Consider the following 20206-nt stretch of genomic DNA (forward strand, 5'->3'; position numbering starts at 1 on the left):
GGCTACACCGGCTTGCGGACGTACACCGCGGGACTCGACCGGCGGGCGTAGTCGGCGTCACCCGCACCGACGGCCGACCAGTAACTCCGTGGCGTGTGCCCCAGGAGTTCACCGATGCGGTCGTACGACAGCAGGTTCTCGCCGCGCCCGACGAGTTCGAACGCCTCGCGTCGCTGGTCGTCCGTGTCCTCGGTGACCCACGCCTTCGTGTAGCGGTTCGGGTAGTTGCAGACGAGTGTCCCGCCCGGCGCGACCATGTCGTAGAGCTCGACCAGGGCACGTTCGGCGTCTGCGACGAAGTACAGCGTCGCCATGCAGTAGACGAGGTCGAACCGGCGCTCGACGCCGAGGTCGGGGAGGCCCGCGACGGCGAACTCGAGGTTGTCGAGGCCCGCTTCGGCTGCGCGCTCGCGGTTCGCCTCGACGACCGAGGGAGCCACGTCGTAGCAGTGGAACGCCGTCTCCGGATACTCCGGGGCCAGCTCGAACGGCACGAGCGCGGGGCCGCAGCCGACGTCGGCGACCGACTCGGGGACGCCGACGCGTTCGAAGAACGTCGCCAGATGGTCGGGCATCGCCTCCCCGCCGAGGTACGCACCGCGGTCCCAGTCCGTGGTCGCGTAGAAGTCCCGCTCCCAGTCGAACGACATACCCGCGAGTGGCCACCGTCGGCGGAAGTGCGTTCCGGTCGTTGCCGTGGCACGAGTTGACTAACCAACAGATTTCTGTTCGGGTCCTGTTGGGAAAGAATTAACTTGAACTGTTCCAGTATGAGACGTATGACCGTGGGCAGGTCCGATGGGCAGTCGACCGGCATCGGCGTCGTCAGTGCCGGACTCTCCGCCGTCTACGACGCGCTCGGGGTGGGCAGCGACGAGGGCGACGAGGAGGAAGCCGACGACGTCACGTTCATCGACGAGACCATCACCGACACCGACGACGAACAGACCGACGACTCGGCCGAGGACCCGTTCTCGGAGCTCGACCCGGACGCGCTCTCGCTCCCGGACGAGACAGAGGCGGACCCGAGCGAGGAGCCGGTCGCGGGCGACAGCGACGGCGTCTCCTGGGCCGACGCCGCCGACAGCGATGAGCTGGCGTGGTCCGGGGACGATGACGACGACTGGGGGTTCGACGAGAGCGACACCGAGGCGTCGTTCAGCTTCGGCGGCGAGAGCGAACCGGAGACCGTCCGCGTCGAGAACGACACGTTCGGCCTCGACGACGTGCGCTGTGACGACCCCGACGAGCACTACGAGACCGCCCACGACGAGTTCAAGGCCGTCTCCGAGGAGCTGGAGTTCTCCGGCACCGTCGACGACCTCGAGCTGGACGCGCTCACGCTCGGCGACTCGGCCGACATCGACGAGCTGGACGACGACATGGAGACGGTCGACCTCGATGACCTCACCCGCGAGGAGTCCGCGGGACCGACCCACGACGACCCGGACTGGGACCCGGGCTTCGACGGCGACGGCCCGGACATGGACGGGTTCAACTTCGGCGTCGAGGAGACCGACGGCTGGAGCTGAGCGCGTTCTATCCCCGCGTCGACCAGAACCGGTCCAGCCCCAGGTCCAGCATGTCCGGGCTGACCGGCTGGAACTCCTCGCGCTCCGTCTCGGGGAAGTACTCGCGCACCGAGTCCCACGAGCCACGGGCGTAGCGCGCGTCGACGAACACCCGGACCCCGACCTCCTCCGGGCCCCTGATGACTCGCCCGATGGCCTGTCTGGCCTTCCGGACCGCCGGCACCGTCAGCGCGTACTCGAAGCCGTCGCCGAACGTCTCGTCGTAGGCGCGCTTCAGGGCCCGCGTCCTGGGCGAGGCCGTGTTGATGAGCGGGACGCCACAGACGACCGCCGCCGAGAGCCGGTCGCCACGGTAGTCCACGCCCTCGGTGAGCGTGCCCCGCAGACTCGTCACGAGCACCTTGCCGTCGCCCGCGAAGAACTCGTCCTTCAGCGACTCCGTGGTGCTGTCGGCGCTGGACTCGTCCAGCAGCACCGGCTTGTCGAGGCGTTCGTCGCAGACGCCGGCGATCCACTCCGCCTCGCGGTAGTTCGGCATCCCGACGAGCACGTTGCCCGGCCGGCTGGCGACCGCACAGACCGCGTCGGCGTGCATCCGCCGGGTCCGGTTCTCGTCGCCCGGGTCCCCCCGGTTGTCGTAGGTGAACTTCGGCGCGTCGACCGCGAAGGATTCGCGGTTCTCCCCGGGGAAGTGCAGGCCGTAGGTTCTGGTCTCGACCGGCCGACCCTCCTCCTGGAGGTGTTTCAGCCCCGTCACCTCCGCGAAGGCGTCGAGCGGTTCGAGCGTCGCGCTCATCAGCACGCCGCCGCCGAACTCGGCGAGGTGCTCGCCGATGACGCCGGAGGGGACGCAGTTCTGGATGGCCAGCCGGGCGTTGTACGCGCGGCGCCAGGAGTCCGCGGGCTCGGTGTCGTCCCAGGTGCGTTCCAGCTCTATCTCGCGGAAGTACTCGGTGTGCCCGCGGTGGAACCACGACGCGAGCGTGCGGGCCATCCCCTCGACCGCGCGCGATTTCTCCTCGTCCTCGGCGTCGTTGAGCACCCTTGCGACGACCGCGGCCACGCTCGGGAGGTTCGTCCAGTCCGCCGGGCCGTAGCCCGCCCGTTCGGCCCACTCGGTGAGCTCGTCGGGCTGTGGCGTGTCCGGGTCGCGAAGCGGTATCTCGTCGTCGTTCAGCTCGGTGAGGTCCGCGCGCCAGGAGCGGTGCTCGCGGTCGAGGCGTGCAACGACGCGGCGGTCCAGTTCCTCGCGGAGGTCCGTGACGAACGAGCGTGCGGCCTTCAGATCGGAGAGGCCGACGTCGGCGTCCGCGAGCTGGGCCCGGACGAGCTCTGCGTCGGCGGTGGTATGTCGGCTCGCCTCCCCGCCCCCCTCGTCGAACTCGACGGGCTGGATGACCCGGGTCAGCTCGGCCTCGGCGTCGCGCAGCGTCGTGTCCGCCACCCGGTCGCTGACGAGGTCACGCACGCGGGGTTCGAGCATGTGCGCCTCGTCGCAGACGACGAACGTGGAGTCGTCGAGCAGCGCGCCGGTGAACGAGCTGGTCGTCCGCGGGTCGAACGCGTGGTAGTAGTTGCCGACGACGACCTCGGCGTGGCCGAGCAGCACGCCCATCAGCGAGTGCGGGCAGGAGCCGTACTCCATCCCCTTCGCGACGAGGTCGTCGGGGCGCAACAGCCCGGTCTCGGTCAGGTCGAACGGCACCGCCTCGGCCGGGTCGCCGTCGTCGGGCAGGTCGGCGAGGAACCGCGCGTAGAACGGGCAGAACTCCACGTCCGCGCCGCCGGTGTCGTACTCGGGCATCGTCGGCGGGTACGGCGACATCTCGCCCGCGCTCTCGAGGTACGAGGCCGACGCGCCGCCCGCCCCAGAGCCCGCGAGGTCTATCTGCTGGCTGCGGGCTTCGGCGGCGAGCGCTTCAGCCGTCGTTGCACCGCCCTCCCCGGCGAGGTCGCGGGTGCGCTCGCGGAGCGAGTCACAGCGGTCGTAGACGTTCTCGTCGTCGATGCCACCCGCGTTCTCGCGGTTGTACGGGCAGACATCGGCCTTCCCGACGAGCGTCAGCGCCGACACCGGGTCCCAGTCGTCGGGCAGGTTCGCGTTGATCGTCTCGAGGTCCGCCTCGAACTGGCGGAGCTGCTGCTTGACGCTCGTCAGCACCAGCACGCGCTCGTAGTCGCTGTCGGGGTCCCTGACCAGGTTGATGCCCGCCGTCAGCGCGAGCATCGTCTTGCCAGTCCCGCAGGCCCCCTCGACCACCGTGAACCCGCCGTCCTCGGCGGTGTCGATGGCCGTCTCGATGCCGTCGACCTGCTCGTCGTACGGCTCGGCGTGTCCGAACACGTCCCGCCAGTCGTCCATCTGGATTGCGCTCATCGTCCCCCGTGCATAGAGTTGTCGGAGCCTGGGTCGGCATCGGATAAGAAGGGTGAGATTCGGGGGTCCGAGCTTCGTCGATTTGCCGACGTTTCACCACCGGCGCGCGCTGACGAGACGCGCGACCGCAAGGGAGCGTGTCTCGTCGTGGACGCGCGAGGGATGAGCGAGGGAGCCTGCGACCGAGCGAAGAGGCTGGGGAGGTGTGAGGCGCGGTGCGGTCGCGCTCGGGCGTCCTCGTGAGCGAGCCGGCGAGCGAACCGGGGCTTTCCAGCTATCGGCGACTCCGGATAGTCCCACGAAACCCGAACCGCCGCCTCACGACCCACCAACAGCAGGAGAACACGCGAATAAGACGTTCAGCAATCGGCCCGCAGCCTCTTTTACCCCGGTTCCGTACCTGTCGACAGAATGAGGGGGGTTGCCGACCGAGTCTCCGACCGCGCAGCGACGAGCCCGATAGCGATTCTGCTCATCGTGGCGCTGACGCTGGTCGTCGCCGGGGCAGGGTTCGTCTTCCTCGGCGACGTGGTGGATATCGGCGCGACGACGCCGCAGGCACGGATGAGCGCTGACTTCGACGCGGACCGGGGCATCGTCCGCATCCAGCACGACGGCGGGGACACGCTGACGCGGGCGAACACCGAGTCGCTGACCGTCCGAGTGCGCGACGCGAGCGACGGGAGCACGGAGGAGTTCGAGTGGCTCTCGGGGACGACGGGGCGCATCTCGGCGGGCGACGGCTTCGTCCTCGACGACGCGGGTGGGCTGCCAGTCGGGGACGCGGCGTTCTCCGGCCGGTTCGAGCCGGGAGACCGGGTGCAGGTCATCTGGGAGACCGACGACCAGTCGACGGTCCTGGCCGAGTACACGGTCGACCAGGCCGCCAGACCGTATCTGGCGTGGACGCTGGAGCCGCGGCGGGGGCTGCTCGCGCACTTCCCGCTTGACGAGCGCGACCTGGTGGCCCGGGACAGCGTCGGGAACGCCGACGGCGAGCTGATGGGCGCGACCCCGGGCGCGAGCGGGCAGGTGGGGACGGCGTACAGCTTCGACGACAGCAACGACGAGTACGTCGCGCTCGACCGGCGCTTCGACACGGACGGGGCGCTGCCGCAGGTGAGCGCCTGCGCCTGGTTCAACACGGCCGAGTCGGGGACCGGGAACTTCGACAACTGGGCGCTGCTCGACTTCGACCGGTCGGAGTACTTCAACCTCTACGTGCGTGGGGACGACGGCCGCGTTGGCTTCTCCACGTCCGCCGAGGGCGGCACGGGCTCGCTGCACGACCAGTACTCGAGCGGGAGCTACAACGACGGAAACTGGCACCTCGCCTGTGGGGTGTACAACCAGAGCGAGAACGAGAAGCGCCTCTACGTCGACGGGAACCTCGAATCGAACGTCTCGGACCCCCACGACGGCAAGGCGCTCGGCAGCGGGGCGACCCGGTACGGCTTCATCGGCGACGGCAGCGAGGCCACCAGCTTCGACGGCAACCGGAACGGCTTCCACTACGACGGCCGCATCGACGACGTGCGGCTGTACGACGCCGCGCTCTCTGCCAGCCGGGTGCAGGACCTCTACGACAACGCGACCGGCGGCGCGGCGGCCGCGCCGACGAGCGACCTGGTCAACCACTGGCGGCTCGACGAGGAACCCGCCGGCGACAGCGACACCGTGCTCGGCGAGCGCGCGGACGGGAGCACCGTCGCCGCGGAGAACAACGGTGCGTTCGGCAACGCGAGCGGGGTAGACGGGACCGCCTTCGAGTTCCGCGACGGCGGCTACGTCGCCATCGACGACAGCTTCGACACCGCCGGCGAACTCCCACAGATGACCGCGTGCTCGTGGTTCCGGACGAGCGAGACCGGCACCACCGAGTTCGACAACTGGGCGCTGCTGGACTACGACCGGTCGGAGTACTTCAACCTCTACGTCCGGGGCGACACCGGCGGCGTCGGCTTCTCCACGTCGAGCCAGAGCGCCTCGATGCAGGACCTCTCGACGACCACGGACTTCGCCGACGGGAACTGGCACTTCGCCTGCGGAGTCTACGACGGGACGGAGAAGCGCATCTACGTCGACGGTACGCTCGAGGCGAATGCGAGCCAGCACGGCGGCGCCCCGCTCGGCACCGGTACGACCCGCTACGGCTTCATCGGCGACGGCAGCGAGGCCGGCAGCTTCGACGGGAACCGCAACGACGAGTACTACGACGGCCGGGTCGACGAGGTCCGGCTGTACGACCGCGCGCTCGACCAGGCGGAGATAGAGGCGCTGTACACCGCCGACGGCGGTGGCTCGGGCAACCGCACGGTGACGACGGAGGCCCGGGGCTACCCGGCGACGTTCGACGCGAGCGACCTCGTACTCACCAACGTCGACGCCACCGTGCCGTCGGGGACGAGCATCACCGTCACCGTCGAGTCGGACCCCGACGGCGACGGAACGTTCGAGGAGTCGAGCGACGCCATCGACCTGACCGGGGTGACCGACACCGTCGACGTGACTGGCCTGAGCACCGACAGCGACACGTTCCGGCTCCGTATCGAACTCGGTACCTCGACGGGCACCCTCCCGCGGTTCGGCGGGGCGGAGCTGACGACCGGCAACACGACCGCGAGCGTGCTCGCGACCCCAGCGGCGGCCTGAGTCGGCGGGACACGACTGCCGGTCCCCGGAGCGCAACATCTACCCATTTCCACACGAAATCGAGGGGCATGACCGACAGCGACGCCGACGACACAGGGACAGCCGCCGACTTCGACGTCGACGCCTGGCGCGAGGAGCTCGCGGCAAAGCGCGCGGAGAAAGACGAGTTCTTCGCGAGCCACCCCCACTCGCCCGTGCCGGAGCCGGAGCGCGACGAGTTCGACGGGCTGGCCTACTTCGAGCCCGACCCGGACTACCGCGTGACGGCGACGCTGCACCTCGTCGACGACGACGACGAGGCGATCGCCCGGATGGAGACGACGACCGGCGGCGAGCAGCGCTACCGCAAGGTCGGCGAGCTGACGTTCGAACTCGACGGCGAGACGCACGCGCTGGCCGCGTACCGCCCGACCGGCGAGGACCGCGAGACGCTGTTCGTCCCGTTCCGCGACAAGACGACCGGACAGCAGAGCTACGACGCCGGCCGGTACATGGACCTGGAGGCCGAGCAGGAGCTGTCGGACGGTGAGACCGTCGTCGTGGACTTCAACCTCGCGTACACGCCGTTCTGTGGGTTCAGCGACGCCTACGCCTGCCCGCTGCCGCCCGAGGAGAACTGGCTGGAGACCGTCGTCGAAGCCGGCGAACAGAAGCCGGAGCTGGGCGAGCACTGAGTCGACAACACGTCCCTCGCGCCGGACCGGGGGCGCTACGGGGCCACACCGACCGTCAGCAGCGTCCCGTAGGTGCGGTAGCGCTCGACCATGGCCTCGCGGCTCTCCCAGTCGTCGGTCGGGAACGCGTCGGCGTCCGGAATCTCGATGTCCCGGTCCGGGATGGTGTCCTGCTCGGCGACGTGGAGGCCCGCGTCCCGGAACTGGCTGCGGTACTCCGGCGCGCTCCAGCGGGTCATCTCGATATCGATGAACTCCTGCCACTCGTGGGAGTGGACGTTCTCCTCGTAGTAGTTCACCGCGCAGAATAGCGTGCCGCCCGGGCGAAGGATGCGTGCGACCTCCTCGAGCGTGTGTGCGGGGTCCGCGGCGTAGTAGAACGCCTCCATCGACCAGACGTGGTCGACGGAGTCGGTCGCGAACGGCAGCGAGTCGAAGTCGCCGACGAGATAGTTGACCGCGTCGTCGTCGGTGTACGACCGGGCGTTGTCGGCCATCTCCGGCGAGCCGTCGAGCCCCCAGACACGGCCCGCATCCTTGGTGTCCCGGAGCGCTCGCCCGGCGTAGCCGGAGCCACAGCCCAGGTCGACGACCGTGTCCCCGGCCTCGACCGGCATCCGTGCCAGCGCGTGCTTCGCGGTGTGCCAGTGGCGCTCCTCCATGCCGCGGTCGCGGCCGTCCTTCGCCCACGCGTCGAACTCTGCTCTGACGCTCATGGCTTCGGGTTCGGTCGCCCCGACCAAAACGGGTTCGACACGGAGCGCAACCGTTTACTCGGACGGCCGACTCAAGGGTGGGTATGGTCGGGACCCGGCGACGCTACCAGTTCGCGGACAGCGCCCAGCAGGTCGTCGGCGGCTTCCTGCTCGCTGGCCCGTTCGTCGTCACCGAGGAGGTCTGGGTGCTCGCGGCGAGCATGCGGACCCTCAACGGCGTCGCCATCGTCGCCATCGTCTTCGCCATCGGCTACGGCGCGCTGTACAAGGCCGACGACGACCGCAACCCGGAACGGGAGGCCGAGGTCGGCGGCGTCCCCCTCCGGTTCGTCTCGCTGATGATCGTCTCTTTCGGCTCCGTCCTCATCCTCGCACTGGCGTTCGACGCGCCGACCACGTTCCTGGTCGAGGGTGAGGTACTGACCGACCCAACGACCCTGGACGTGGCCGAGACGACGCTCAAGGCCACCGCCGTCGGGGCCATCTTCAGCGTCGTCGGTGCCGCGACGGCCGACTCGCTCCTGTAGCGGGGCGACGCCGGCGAGCCGGGGCCTCCGAGCGTCGTCCGGTCGGCGGCGAACTGCTCCCCCGAGACGGCCGAGTGCGCCCCGCTACCGTACCGCAATCGACCACCCGCACGCTTAAGTTTACGCCCCCGGTTCCCGCGTGTATGGACTACACGCTCGGTATCGATGGGAGCGACCGAACCGCCGCGGGTGGAACGAGCATCCTGCTGGTCCATCCCTCGACAGGGGAGACCGACCGAATCGACACCAACTTCCTCCGCGACGACACCGACCACTTTCTCGTCATCTCGACACGAACCACGGCTCGCGAGGTACGCCAGAAGCTCGACTACTACGACGTCGACGACTCCAAGGCCGTCATCCTCGACACCCTGAGCGTCGAACGCGGCTACTCCCGCCGGTCGAGCGACCGCGTCCACTACGTCTCCGCTCCCGATGATGTCGCCGGCATCGTCGAACAGGCCGAGCGCTTCTTCGACGAGCACGACGGCAAGCTCCGGGTCAGCTTCGACTCCATCACCGAACTCGCCTACTACGCCGGCGAGGACGAGGCCCGCGAGGCCGTCGAAAGTCTCGTCGACCTCGTGGCCGAACACGACGCCATCGGACTGTTCCACCTCTCCGACGAGGTTCACGACGACGACACCGAGACCGGCTACCGCGACCGCTTCGACGTGGTGGTCGACCTCGACGTCGACGGCAACGTCGATATCGTCGAGTGACTCCCCGGAGAGACAGCTCGCATGAGGGAGTACGACAAGCTCGTCCGCGACCGCATCCCCGAGGTGATTCGCGAGAACGACGAGACGCCAGTCACTCACACTGTCGAGGGCGCGGCGTACCGCGACCGACTCCGTGAGAAGCTCGTCGAGGAGGCCACGGAGTTCCGCAACGAGCCGACCGTCGAGGAGCTGGCCGACGTGCTCGACGTGGTCGCGGCGATACGCGACGCAGAGGAGTTCGACGCGGACGACCTCCAGCGGAAACGACGGGCGAAGCAGGAGGCACGTGGTGGGTTCGAAGACGGTACCGTGCTCGACCGCGTCGAGGAGTGAGTCCGGCGGAGCGGTCGCGGCGTCAGTTCTCGTCCAGTTTCTCGAACGTCTTCTCCGCCCAGCGAACCGCGTACGCTGCGCCGCGGTCACGGTAGGCGTCGGCGTCGAGCGCGCCGAACGGGGCCGGGAGTTCGAGGGCGTGCTTGATCGCGCTGCAGGCGAGTTCCGCGGCGTCCGCGAAGTCTGTCTCACCGAGCGCGACCTCGCGAGACAGTCCGTCGAGTCGACCCTCCAGCCGGCTCCCGGCGTCCTGCCACGCGTCGCCGAGCGCCGGGTCGGTCTCCAGCCAGTCCGCGAAGGTGTCCCGGGTGTGCAGCCCGACCCAGCCGTCGTACAGCGCGGCCGCGACCTGGTAGGTGGCGTTCGGGTCGAGCGAGACCGCGGCGTCGAGGTCGGCGTAGCCGTCCTGGAAGAAGCCGAGGAAGTGCTCTGTCACGTCGAGGCCGACCTCGACGAGCGCCTCGGCGACGAGGAAGTCGACGAACTCGGCCGGCGACCCCTGGACCCGCGGTTTGACGATGACGACCGGCGGGTCGGTCTGGTGGGTCCAGGCGACGCTGCCGTCACCCGGTGCACCGATGGTGAACGTGGACCCGGCCAGCCGGTCGAGTACCGCCGGCGCGTCCCCGGGGAGCCACTCGCGGGGGTACGTCTTCGGGTCGAGCGCGTCCACCAGCAGGCCGAGGTCCTCCGCCTGGGCCGGTGGGAGCGTCTCGAAATCGTTCGCGGCATCGAGGACGACCGCGTCCGGAGCGTGCTCCGCCCGGACGGCGGCGACCTGCGGAGAAAGCTCCCGTTCCTGGAACATCAGATGCCGAGGCTGGTAGCGACCAGCGCGACAGACAGTGCTCCGGCGATTCCGACCGTCGCGAGTACGATCTTCGTGGCTTCGCTCATGTTCGTCACGAACGGGTCGGAGTGCTTAAAACTATCAGTTCCGGCGTCCAGGATATTCCTTCATTTCTACTGCAACGCTTAGTTCGTCTCGACACGATTCTCAAGAGTTAATGAGCCAGGTTAGAGTGGAAGCGATGGGGTGTGGCATCCGTCCCAGTAACGGACTTCGGATCGACGGCGTCCGTCGACGTCGAGGATGAACGTGTGGGACTGGACTCGGCCGCGAGTTTGACTGCACTCGGCGGGAATGGGACTCGGCCGTGGGTCGGACGCTGGTCGGTCGTGGGAAGGACTCAGTCGTCGCCACGCCAGGAGTCCGGCACGTCGATGACGTACCGACCGTCCTCGCGCAGCGAGATGATGTACTCCTCCCGGTCGTACAGCTCCATCAGGTTCAGTTCGTACTGCCCCGGGTTGAGTATCTTGATGCTCTCGAACTGCTGGTTCAGCTCGTCGCGGAGCTCGTCGAGGTCCGGCCGGTCTTCGATCTGGGTGTCGGCCGGGTCGGCGGCCTCGTGGCGGTCGTCCGTGACATCGGGGGACGGACCTGCGACGCCGGGCGCCTCGGGGTCGGTCGCTGCACCAGACTCCGCCGCGTTGGCGTCGTCCGCCTCCGATGCGTCCGCCGGCGGCGTCGCGGTGCCCTCCGGTAGCTCGTCCGGGGAGACGACGTCCGAGCGCGCGCTCGCCTGCGCGTTGTCCTCGTCACCGGCAGTCCGCGCCTGGATGGTCCCGTCCTCGCTGTCCGGGTCGGCGTGCGTCGTCGACGCCGCCTCCGACTGGGCGTCCGCGGTCGCGGTGTCGGTCGTCGATGCGTCGGCGGTCGTGTCGGCCGTCGCCGACGCGTTGGCCCCCGCTGCGGGCTCGTCGCCGGTCCGTGCTGCCGCCTTCTCGGCGGGCGTGTCGTAGTCCTCGGTGGCCGACTTCGGCCACTCGCCGGGCGGTGACTCGCCGGACGACCGGTCGCGGTTCGACGGTCGGTCCGGCTCGTCGCTGCCACCGCCCACCCAGTCGCGGACCGTGGTGGCCGCCTTGCTCACCGCGCCAGCCGAGGAACTCCGGCCTGGGGGGTCCCCCGGCGAGTTCGCCTCGACCGATTCGTCGACGGCGTCCGCCGGGATGAACTGGAACTTGTTGCCGCCACAGTCCGGACAGCCCGACAGCATCTCCTTCGAGCCGTCCTCGAACGTGCGCCCGCAGTCAGTACACTGGTGGGGCATTATTTCCGGGAGACGAGCGCGCTGATGAGCGTTTCGTCCTTGTGCAACGTCTCGATCTGGTTCGCCGGCCCGATGACGGTGAGCTTCGCCGTCTCCTCCTTGCCCATGATGCGGTCGAGGATGCTGGCGTCGTTCGTCTGGGAGCGTGGGTAGGTCTCGATCTCGATGCCGTTGAACTCGTCGGGGCTGATCTCCGTCATCGTCACCTCGATGAGTTTCGACTCCTCGTCGGGCGAGAGCCCCTCCTCGAGGATGACGATGTTCCCATCGCGAACCCCGTCGAGGATGACGCGGATCTTCTCCATGCTCGCGAGGTTCTCCATGCGCTGCCCGCTGATGAGGTCGATCTGGACACCGCCGTCGTCTGAGGCTTTTGCTTCCGGCATCTGTATCACCCAAAGTACTCCGCTATCTTGTCGTACACTTCGTCCATGTTGTCGCCCTCGAGCGCCGAGAGCGGCACCGTCTCGTGCTGGGGGAACGCGTCCTCGATGCGCTTGATGCTCGCGTCGTCGAGGTCGATCTTGTTGGCGAAGATGAGCACCGGCAGGTCCCGCGACTCGATGATGCCGATGAGCATCGTGTTCACCTGCGTGAAGGGGTCCGTCGTGCTGTCGAGCACGTAGATGACGCCGTCGACGTCCTCCCGGAGCCAGTGCATGGCCTCGGCGACGCCCTCGGTGGCTTCGCGCGAGCGACGAACGGCTTCGTCCTGGTCGAACTCCTCGTAGTCGAGGAACTCCTCGTAGTCGACCTTCGTCGTCACGCCGGGCGTGTCGACGATGTCGATGTTGACCGAGCTGCCGTTGCGCTCGATCTCGACGTTCTCCTTCCGGCGTGCCCGTCGTGTCTCGTGTGGCACGTGGCTCTCTGGGCCGACGGCGTCGCCGGTCCAGTCCCGTGCGATCCGGTTCGCCAGCGTCGTCTTTCCTGCGTTGGGTGGGCCGTAGATTCCGATCCGTTTCTGTTCCTCTTCCGTGAACAGGCTCTCTCGTACCTGCTGTAAACTGCTTTTGAGTCCTGAAATGAGTCCCATCCTATTCTGTCCTCCCACACGCGTCTCGAACCGATGGTCCGCGTGCGTCTGGCAGTAGTACCGCACTCGATTCACTTAAGCGTACGTCAGACATGGGGTTTTGGACCCCTCACGCTGTTCGATTTCCAGTCGAAATGCGGGGGTGTAGTCAGGATGGTTAGTGCGTGCTATTGTAGATTTCGGCCGCCGAGCGCCGTGATTCACCGTCTCCGACACGAAATCCGACCGTTTCACGTGGAGGTGGATTTCCGAAGGGAATCGACGACGGCAGGTCCGAACGACCCCCGTCGAGGAGACCTCCTCGTCCTCGGGGGAGCGAGCGACGGTCCGCCTAGTGGTCGTGATGGATCCGAGCTGGCTCAGAGGCCGATGCAGTCTGGACCGGGGTGCGGCGTCAGGTCGGACCGAGACTCGACCCAACAACCGGCGGCAGATGCACTATCACCACAGGGTCGACGCTCGAGTTGTCGGCACAGACCCGAACGTTCAAACCGCAGGTGGGGGCTACACGTCGAGGGACAGCCCCGTAACCATCCAGATGCAACCCCGGTACACCACCACCCGGAAGCACGGCCCCAGGAACACGCTCCGTTCCCCGGTGCGCTGCAGTCCGACTCGGCCCGAACTGTCCGTTCTCGTGTACAGGCTCGTGCCCAGTGCTGTCATGCGTCATCCTCCGTTCGGAGCCCCCCACCCCTTCGTTTCAACTGGAACGGGTGCCGAGGGTGGGTGGGGTGGTGGACGAATCGGCGGTTTCGTTCTAGGAGACGGACAGGAATGGACGAACGTCTAGTGTACAATATAGCTAGTAACTAGTAGAAATTGATTTTTCTCTAGTTCGCGGGTACTGTTTCAAGAGTAGTGGCTTAAAGATTGTCCATACTAGACGGCCCTCCCTCCCCCCACCCCACCCCAACAGCGTTCCACCTGAAACGAAGGGGTGGGGGGGTCGACCCTACCGCGCTAGCACACAACATGACATTCGGGTCTCCCGCCGGCTGGGTCCCTGCAACGACTGCTCGGCCGCCAGCCGTCGACCCACCCAGCCGACCACCCCCCTCTCGTTCAGGTCGAACGGGAACCCACCTCCGGATACACCCGTCGCCGTCGGGGAGTTCGGCCAGCTGCTACGAGCTACCGAACCCCACCGTTTCACCTCGAAACCCCACCGCAGATGAACTCTCTCCCGCGTTTCCAACCGGTGGTACCTCTCTCCACCCAATAGGTGGTACCTCTCTCCACCCAATAGGTGGTACCTCTCTCCACCCAATAGGTGGTACCTCTCTCCACCCAATAGGTGGTACCTCTCTCCACCCAGTACCTCTCTCCACCCAGTACCTCTCTCCACCCAATAGGTGGTACCTCCCTCGTCCCGATGCTGTCACCGGGTGGTTCCCGACGGGAGGGGGACACTCGACGACGCACCTCGGGGTCGGCATCCCGAGCCCGGCTCCGCTCTCTGGGGTGGGTGTCGTCGAGTTCGACGAGGAAGTCCAGCCGAACAGTAGTGCCACACCGATGCACGGAACCGGACGGGACTCACTCCGATAAAGCACCCACCGGGACGGCCCGGTCCGAATCTCACCCGACCGAACCCCGTGTAATCTCACCCGACTGAACCCCACGTACTTACTTTCACAGAGCGGTCGGCACTACCTTGCCGAGGCAGCCGCTCGTGGACGTGAAACGGGTGGGCCCCTGTGACGTGACACCTGGTGACGCGGTCCCGTGAGCACGACGCGAGTTCGGCCATCGAGATGAAACGGCCCTACTTGCAGACTCACGAGGCGGCTCTTTCCGGTCGAGATCCACCGAGAACGCCACAGACGGTCGTCTCACACTCTATCACGGGGTGTAGCACTACTGACTGCTATTACTGAAGGGCAACTATTATTACCCTCCTATTCATCTGGTTCGTTTGCATCAACTGGACGGCGTATCGACGAGTCGTTCGTCTCATATCCGGCGTACGACCGGTACACGTCCGCTTCCACGGGACCGCGTTTCGAGTTCCAATCGAAACGAGGGGGTGCACCAAAGGGATGACAGACAACGACAACGCGGATACGGACGTATCCGGAGGCACGGAGCGGACGCCTGCGGAGACTTCACGGGACTTCGAGGTCGACCTCGACGATGTCGTACTCGACGAGTCGGACGACGAGGGGGCATCACAGGGACTGTTCGACGACCTCCTGAGCGGAGAACCCATCTTCGAGAACAAGGAAGTCCTGCGGCCGTCCTACACACCGCACGAACTGCCGCACCGGAAGGAACAGATCAACAAGATGGCGACCATCCTGGTCGCAGCGTTGCGTGGCGAGACCCCGTCGAACATCCTCATCTACGGCAAGACGGGGACCGGGAAGACCGCGAGCGCGAAGTTCGTCTCGAACGAGCTGGAGAGCACCTCGAAGAAGTACGAGGTGCCCTGTTCGGTCGAGTACATCAACTGCGAGGTGACGGACACCCAGTACCGCGTGCTCGCCCAGCTCGCGAACAAGTTCATCGACGAGAACGAGGCGTACATCGAGGACCGGGTCGACGAACTGGAGGAACTCCTCGACCGAATCGACGACGACGGGGACGAAACCCAGCCCCTCGCCGACACGGAGTTCGACTCGCGCGGGGACGTCGCCGAACGCATCGACGAGCTCGAGGCCGACGCCGAGGAGTTCGAGGATGTCCCGATGACCGGCTGGCCCACCGACCGCGTCTACAGCGTCTTCTTCGACGCGGTCGACTACGAGGAGCGCGTCGTCGTCATCATGCTCGACGAGATCGACAAGCTCGTCGAGAAGTCGGGCGACGACACCCTGTACAACCTCTCGCGGATGAACTCCGAGCTGGAGAACTCCCGCGTGAGCATCATGGGTATCTCGAACGACCTGAAGTTCACCGACTTCCTCGACCCCCGCGTCAAGTCGAGCCTCGGCGAGGAGGAGATCGTCTTCCCGCCGTACGACGCGAACCAGCTCCGGGACATCCTCCAGCACCGCTCCGACGTGGCGTTCGAGCCCGGGGCGCTCACGGAGGACGTCATCCCGCTCTGTGCTGCGTTCGCCGCCCAGGAGCACGGCGACGCCCGACGTGCGCTCGACCTGCTCCGGACGGCCGGCGAGCTCGCGGAGCGCTCGCAGTCCGAGGTCGTCGACGAGGAGCACGTCCGGCAGGCCCAGGACAAGATCGAGCTCGACCGCGTCGTCGAGGTCGTCCGCACCCTACCCACGCAAAGCAAGCTCGTCCTCTTCGCCATCATCCTGCTCGAGAAGAACGGCGTCCACAACATCAACACCGGCGAGGTGTTCAACATCTACAAGCGCCTCTGCGAGGAGATCGACGCCGACGTGCTCACCCAGCGCCGCGTCACCGACCTCATCTCCGAGCTCGACATGCTCGGCATCGTCAACGCCGTCGTCGTCTCGAAGGGTCGCTACGGCCGGACGAAGGAGATATCGCTGTCGGTCCCCATCGAGGAGACCGAGGCGGTGCTCCTCAGCGACTCCAGACTCGGCGACATCGAGGAGGTCCAGCCGTTCGTGCAGGCGCGGTTCAACAACTGACCCGGCTGTTTCTCGCGGCCGATGGACTGCGGTACGGACGTTCTCCGGACGCCAATCGACGAGAGTTCGACCCGAAGCGATGGGCTCGAGTCTCACCGACAGCGCCCGGCGAACCGAGAACGACGTTCAGAACGCTTTTAGGCCGTCACAGCACGCCGCGCCGTCGTGCCACGACCGTCCCGGCGCCGGCGAACACGACGCCGAGTTGCAGTCGAAGCATCCCGAGTGCGGTGGGTCCGGTCCCGCCGAACGTGGTCGCCAGCTGTGCGAACTGGAGGCGTATCCAGCCCAGCAGGGGAACCCGGACCTTCGCCTTCCCGCGGACCCAGTCGGGTCTGACGACGTTGCTCTGGCCGCCGATCTGGTCGTACACGTCGTTCGCGTCGCCCTTCGTGATGAAGCCGCTGTGGTTGGGTCGACAGGCCGTAATCTCGGCGCAGTCGAAGTCCTGGTCCGCCGATTCGGAACGGCTGAGGTACTGGGGATTCGCCTTTCCGGTGCCGCCTTCTGCCTCGCTGTCGACCCAGTTCTCGCCTGCATCCACCCAGAAGCGGGCGCGGTGGATTATCGGGACCCGCCTGGGGTTGTCGTTGGGCTGGTAGACGATGACGTTGCCGTAGTTACCGAAACTCCAGTAGCCGTCGTTCTGCTGTGCGGCGCGGTGGGTCACGACGCCGGTCCCGGACTGGGCGGCGTCGCCGGTGAAGCGCCCCTCCTCGACGATGAACACGAGGTCGTTCTTGTGCATGTGCGGCTCCATGCTCCCGCTCTCGACGGCGACGAGCGGGGGCCAGATACCGCTGACCGCAAAGAGCACGAGACCCAGCACCGCGACGGTGAGGAGGCTGCTGCCGATGTCCCGCACCGTCATGACGAACGAGTCGTCGGTGTGGAGGAACCAGTCGACGGGGCCGTCGAACTGCTCGTCGCGCTGGTCGTTGCCGGGAATCGGTGGCCCGTCCGGTTCCGGTGCAGGTCCGTCCGGTTCCGGTGCGGAGTCGTCTGGTGCCGGCCCGCCCGGGGCCGCAGTAGTCGCGCCCGAACGCTCCGGTTCCAGGCCATGCGTCCCGTCGTCCGCTGTCCCGTCGTCCGCCGTGCCGTCGTCTTGTCCGCCGGGCGTGGCTTCGACTGGACCCATGGCGTCCGTCTCGGAGTCGCTCGGCTCCGTCGGTGCCGAACGCTCCGGGCTATCTCGACCCGAACCGTGGGGGTCGGTACCGCCGTCGTGACCGGTCGTCGGGTCGTCACTCACCTGCGTGTCATCGGTCGAGGCCGAACGGTCGTCATCGTCGGTCCCGGGCCGGGCACGGTCCGTGTCGTGTCGCGGAGTCTCCCCCTCCTCGGAGGGGTCGTCCGACTCGTCGTCCGTGCCGGGTCCGGTCATCTGCGCGTCGGTTAGACGCCCCCACCAATCAACTTTCTGATGCCGAGACCATGGTGGCTCCCGCTGCAGTCGGTCGGTTCTGGCGTTGCCACGGTGGTCCGTTCCGGCACGCTTTTGACAGGCCGAGTGCTGTGGAGTGATGTGCCACAGGAGGCGACCGCACGCATCGTCGGCGAACTCGCGAGCCGTGGCTACAACGCCGAGCGAGAGGCGGTGACGCTCATCGCGGGCGCCGAGGACCCGGACGCGACGCTCGCGGCTGTCGTCGACGCGACGGCCGCCGACGCGCTGAAGGTGACCGCCGAGGACGTGCGTGCGGTCCAGGACGACACTGCACCGCGCGGGGAGCGCTCCGTCGGTGGTGGAGAACCGCGGGACAGGCCGGGGACGGCGACGGACGGACACCCCTCCGTTTCGACTGGAGACGACCGTTCCCAGTCGCGGTCGACTGGCGCGGATTCGAACGGGAGTTCTCCAGTCGAAACAGGGGGGTATGCAGGTGGTGGCGAGGGGGCGACCGACGGGGCCGAAGGCGACGCCGGAACGACGGACACGGAGACGGCAGAAGCAGGGGTGCCGACGGCTCCGGAGACACCTGGTGACCTGGAGACGGACCGCCAGTCCGAGACGGGCGGGGCGTCCGACACCCCGGCGGCGACCAATGGCGGCGAACTCGCCCCCCGGGACCGGAGCGCGGACCGCTCAACCGACCAGCGCTCGGTGAGCGTCGAGAACGATATGACCGGCCATAGCACCGGGACCGGCGAGTACAGCGACTTCGTCTCGGTGTTCCGCGACCGCTACGACAAGCTCGCCTCGAAGCTCCGGGGGCGGGTGAACCATCGGCCGACCGACGCCATCGAGTCGATGGCGGGAGGCAGCGAGGTCGCGCTCGTCGGTATGGTCAACGACATCCGCTCGACGGCGTCGGGCCACTGGCTCGTCGAGCTCGAGGACACGAAGGGGACGTTCCCCTGTCTGGTGATGAAGGACCGGAACATCGCCGAGCTCGTCGACGAACTGCTGTACGACGAGGTCATCGCCATCGAGGGGACCCTCGCGGACGACGCGGGTATCGTCTTCGTCGACTCGATGTACTTCCCCGACGTGCCACGGACGCACGAGCCGAGCTACGCCGACCGCCACGTGCAAGCGGCCCTCATCTCCGACGTCCACGTCGGCAGCCAGGAGTTCATGCACGAGGAGTGGGACGCGTTCGCCGACTGGCTCTACACCGAAGAGGCGGAGGCCATCGAGTACCTGCTCATCGCGGGCGACATGGTCGAGGGCGTCGGCGTCTACCCGAACCAGGACGAGGAGCTCGACGTGGTCGACATCTACGACCAGTACGAGACGTTCAACGAGAAGCTCAAGCAGATCCCCGGCGACATCGACGTGACGATGATTCCGGGCAACCACGACGCGGTCCGCCTCGCCGAACCCCAGCCCGGCTTCGACGAGGAGCTGCGGAACATCATGACGGCACACGACCCGCGCATCGTGAGCAACCCCTCGACGGTCACCCTGGAGGGGGTCTCGGTGCTGATGTACCACGGGGTCTCGCTGGACGAGGTCATCGCGGAGACGCCCGAGCACACCGCGAGCTACGAAGAGCCCCACAAGGCGATGTACCAGCTGCTGAAGAAGCGCCACATCGCCCCGCAGTACGGCGGCCACACCCGGCTCGCGCCCGAGGAGAAGGACTACCTCGTCATCGAGGACGTGCCCGACATCTTCCATACGGGTCACGTCCACAAGCTCGGCTTCGGGAAGTACCACAACGTCCTCGCCATCAACTCCGGCTGCTGGCAGCGCCAGACCGACTTCCAGAAGTCGGTCAACATCCAGCCCGACGCCGGCTACGCGCCGGTCGTCGACCTCGACACGCTGGACGTGACCGTCAGAAAGTTCTCCTGAGCGGGCTTCCTGCTCCGCCGTCGACCGTCTCAGTCACTCGTCGCGTACCGGTATCTGACGGTCTGCTGGCGGTCGAACCGCGGGCCGTGCCCGGCCTGTTCGAAACCGACGCGTTCTGCGGCGACGCCGGCGGGTTCGCCGGGGTCGGTGACGAGCAGCTCCACGTCCATGGTCTCGTTCCGGGCGAACCGCAGCGGCTCGGCGAGCAGGCGCTCGCAGGCGTCGGGCGTCCCGTCGAGCTGTGTGACGTAGACGACGTCGGTCGCGGCGTCGAAGCTGACGAACCCGAGCAGTTCGGGCGTCTCCGGCTCCTCGACGTCGACGTTCGGGTCGTTGGTCGGGGCGTCGGCCGCCTCGGCGACGCGGACCGTCCGGTCGTGGATGAGGTTTCGCATCACGTCGACGTGGCCGTCGGCGATGGCGGCCATCGCTGTGGCGTCTGCTTCGACCGCCTCACGCACGTGCATCATCCAACCGTTGGCTCTCCGTGCGTATAAATCCAGCCCGCGAGACGGCTGCAGACGGTCGTGTTTGCCGTCACGACGACCGTGCCACGGACCCCGAAGCCCGGCAGGTATTTCCACTGGGGGACATAGTTATGGCCCCGACACGGTTACGAGGGGGTATGAGTGACGCCAGTATCGGCGCGACGAGCG

At 67.3% G+C, this 20206-nt stretch carries 17 protein-coding genes; 8 read left to right on the plus strand and 9 right to left on the minus strand.

Annotation, left to right across the window (positions count from 1 at the left end):
* Window positions 1-2 precede the first annotated feature (2 nt).
* Window positions 3-650: a class I SAM-dependent methyltransferase gene (locus BLT27_RS00630; RefSeq protein ID WP_089731094.1), complete on the minus strand. Its 648-nt coding sequence runs from the start codon at window positions 648-650 to the stop codon at window positions 3-5.
* Window positions 651-779: 129 nt separating this feature from the next.
* Here BLT27_RS00630 and BLT27_RS00635 point away from each other — a divergent pair, with 129 nt between their 5' ends.
* A complete protein-coding gene (locus BLT27_RS00635; RefSeq protein ID WP_089731095.1) occupies window positions 780-1532 on the plus strand; it encodes a hypothetical protein in 753 nt (250 codons plus the stop codon).
* Between the two features lie 7 nt (window positions 1533-1539).
* Here the strand turns inward: BLT27_RS00635 and BLT27_RS00640 are convergent, their stop codons facing one another.
* Window positions 1540-3894, minus strand: coding sequence for an ATP-dependent DNA helicase (locus BLT27_RS00640; protein WP_089731096.1), 2355 nt, complete (start codon window positions 3892-3894; stop codon window positions 1540-1542).
* 426 nt (window positions 3895-4320) lie between these two features.
* Between BLT27_RS00640 and BLT27_RS00645 the strand changes: the two genes are divergently transcribed.
* Both BLT27_RS00645 and BLT27_RS00650 read left to right on the plus strand, forming a co-directional pair.
* Window positions 4321-6561: a LamG-like jellyroll fold domain-containing protein gene (locus BLT27_RS00645; protein ID WP_089731097.1), complete on the plus strand. Its 2241-nt coding sequence runs from the start codon at window positions 4321-4323 to the stop codon at window positions 6559-6561.
* A gap of 68 nt (window positions 6562-6629) precedes the next feature.
* Window positions 6630-7235 (plus strand): DUF1684 domain-containing protein, encoded by a 606-nt coding sequence (locus BLT27_RS00650; RefSeq protein WP_089731098.1) that lies wholly within the window; start codon window positions 6630-6632, stop codon window positions 7233-7235.
* 35 nt (window positions 7236-7270) lie between these two features.
* On the opposite strand, the gene BLT27_RS00655 is transcribed toward BLT27_RS00650, so the two are convergent.
* Window positions 7271-7951, minus strand: coding sequence for a class I SAM-dependent methyltransferase (locus tag BLT27_RS00655; RefSeq protein ID WP_089731099.1), 681 nt, complete (start codon window positions 7949-7951; stop codon window positions 7271-7273).
* Window positions 7952-8034: 83 nt separating this feature from the next.
* Between BLT27_RS00655 and BLT27_RS00660 the strand changes: the two genes are divergently transcribed.
* From BLT27_RS00660 to BLT27_RS00670, 3 genes are all read left to right on the plus strand, one after another.
* The gene (locus BLT27_RS00660; protein ID WP_089731100.1) at window positions 8035-8478 is read left to right on the plus strand and encodes a DUF2391 family protein; all 444 of its coding nucleotides are present in this window, start codon (window positions 8035-8037) and stop codon (window positions 8476-8478) included.
* Window positions 8479-8621: 143 nt separating this feature from the next.
* Window positions 8622-9200, plus strand: a complete 579-nt coding sequence (locus tag BLT27_RS00665; protein WP_089731101.1) for a DUF7090 family protein — start codon at window positions 8622-8624, stop codon at window positions 9198-9200.
* Between the two features lie 21 nt (window positions 9201-9221).
* Entirely contained in the window at window positions 9222-9533 is a 312-nt protein-coding gene (locus BLT27_RS00670) for a nucleoside triphosphate pyrophosphohydrolase (RefSeq protein ID WP_089731102.1), read from the plus strand.
* A 22-nt stretch (window positions 9534-9555) separates the two neighbouring features.
* On the opposite strand, the gene BLT27_RS00675 is transcribed toward BLT27_RS00670, so the two are convergent.
* From BLT27_RS00675 to BLT27_RS00690, 4 genes are all read right to left on the minus strand, one after another.
* On the minus strand, window positions 9556-10341 hold the full coding sequence (locus tag BLT27_RS00675) for a DUF7089 family protein (protein ID WP_089731103.1): 786 nt from the start codon (window positions 10339-10341) through the stop codon (window positions 9556-9558).
* Between the two features lie 382 nt (window positions 10342-10723).
* Window positions 10724-11650 (minus strand): OapC/ArvC family zinc-ribbon domain-containing protein, encoded by a 927-nt coding sequence (locus BLT27_RS00680; RefSeq protein WP_089731104.1) that lies wholly within the window; start codon window positions 11648-11650, stop codon window positions 10724-10726.
* On the minus strand, window positions 11650-12036 hold the full coding sequence (locus BLT27_RS00685; RefSeq protein ID WP_089731105.1) for a DUF2073 domain-containing protein: 387 nt from the start codon (window positions 12034-12036) through the stop codon (window positions 11650-11652). Before BLT27_RS00685 ends, BLT27_RS00680 begins: the two co-directional genes overlap by 1 nt.
* Window positions 12037-12041: 5 nt before the next feature.
* On the minus strand, window positions 12042-12686 hold the full coding sequence (locus BLT27_RS00690; protein WP_089731106.1) for an Era-like GTP-binding protein: 645 nt from the start codon (window positions 12684-12686) through the stop codon (window positions 12042-12044).
* Window positions 12687-14728: 2042 nt separating this feature from the next.
* Here BLT27_RS00690 and BLT27_RS00695 point away from each other — a divergent pair.
* Complete coding sequence (locus BLT27_RS00695; RefSeq protein WP_089731107.1) at window positions 14729-16249, plus strand: Cdc6/Cdc18 family protein; 1521 nt, start codon at window positions 14729-14731, stop codon at window positions 16247-16249.
* Window positions 16250-16394: 145 nt separating this feature from the next.
* Here BLT27_RS00695 and BLT27_RS00700 read toward each other — a convergent pair whose 3' ends face one another.
* Window positions 16395-17633 (minus strand): S26 family signal peptidase, encoded by a 1239-nt coding sequence (locus BLT27_RS00700; RefSeq protein WP_217639068.1) that lies wholly within the window; start codon window positions 17631-17633, stop codon window positions 16395-16397.
* Window positions 17634-17774: 141 nt separating this feature from the next.
* On the opposite strand from BLT27_RS00700, the gene BLT27_RS00705 reads away from it, so the two are divergent.
* Window positions 17775-19550, plus strand: coding sequence for a DNA-directed DNA polymerase II small subunit (locus BLT27_RS00705; protein WP_245707571.1), 1776 nt, complete (start codon window positions 17775-17777; stop codon window positions 19548-19550).
* A 29-nt stretch (window positions 19551-19579) separates the two neighbouring features.
* Here BLT27_RS00705 and BLT27_RS00710 read toward each other — a convergent pair whose 3' ends face one another.
* Window positions 19580-20017: a hypothetical protein gene (locus BLT27_RS00710; protein WP_089731244.1), complete on the minus strand. Its 438-nt coding sequence runs from the start codon at window positions 20015-20017 to the stop codon at window positions 19580-19582.
* Window positions 20018-20206 lie beyond the last annotated feature (189 nt).

This window comes from Haloarchaeobius iranensis (assembly GCF_900103505.1).
Classification (GTDB): domain Archaea; phylum Halobacteriota; class Halobacteria; order Halobacteriales; family Natrialbaceae; genus Haloarchaeobius; species Haloarchaeobius iranensis.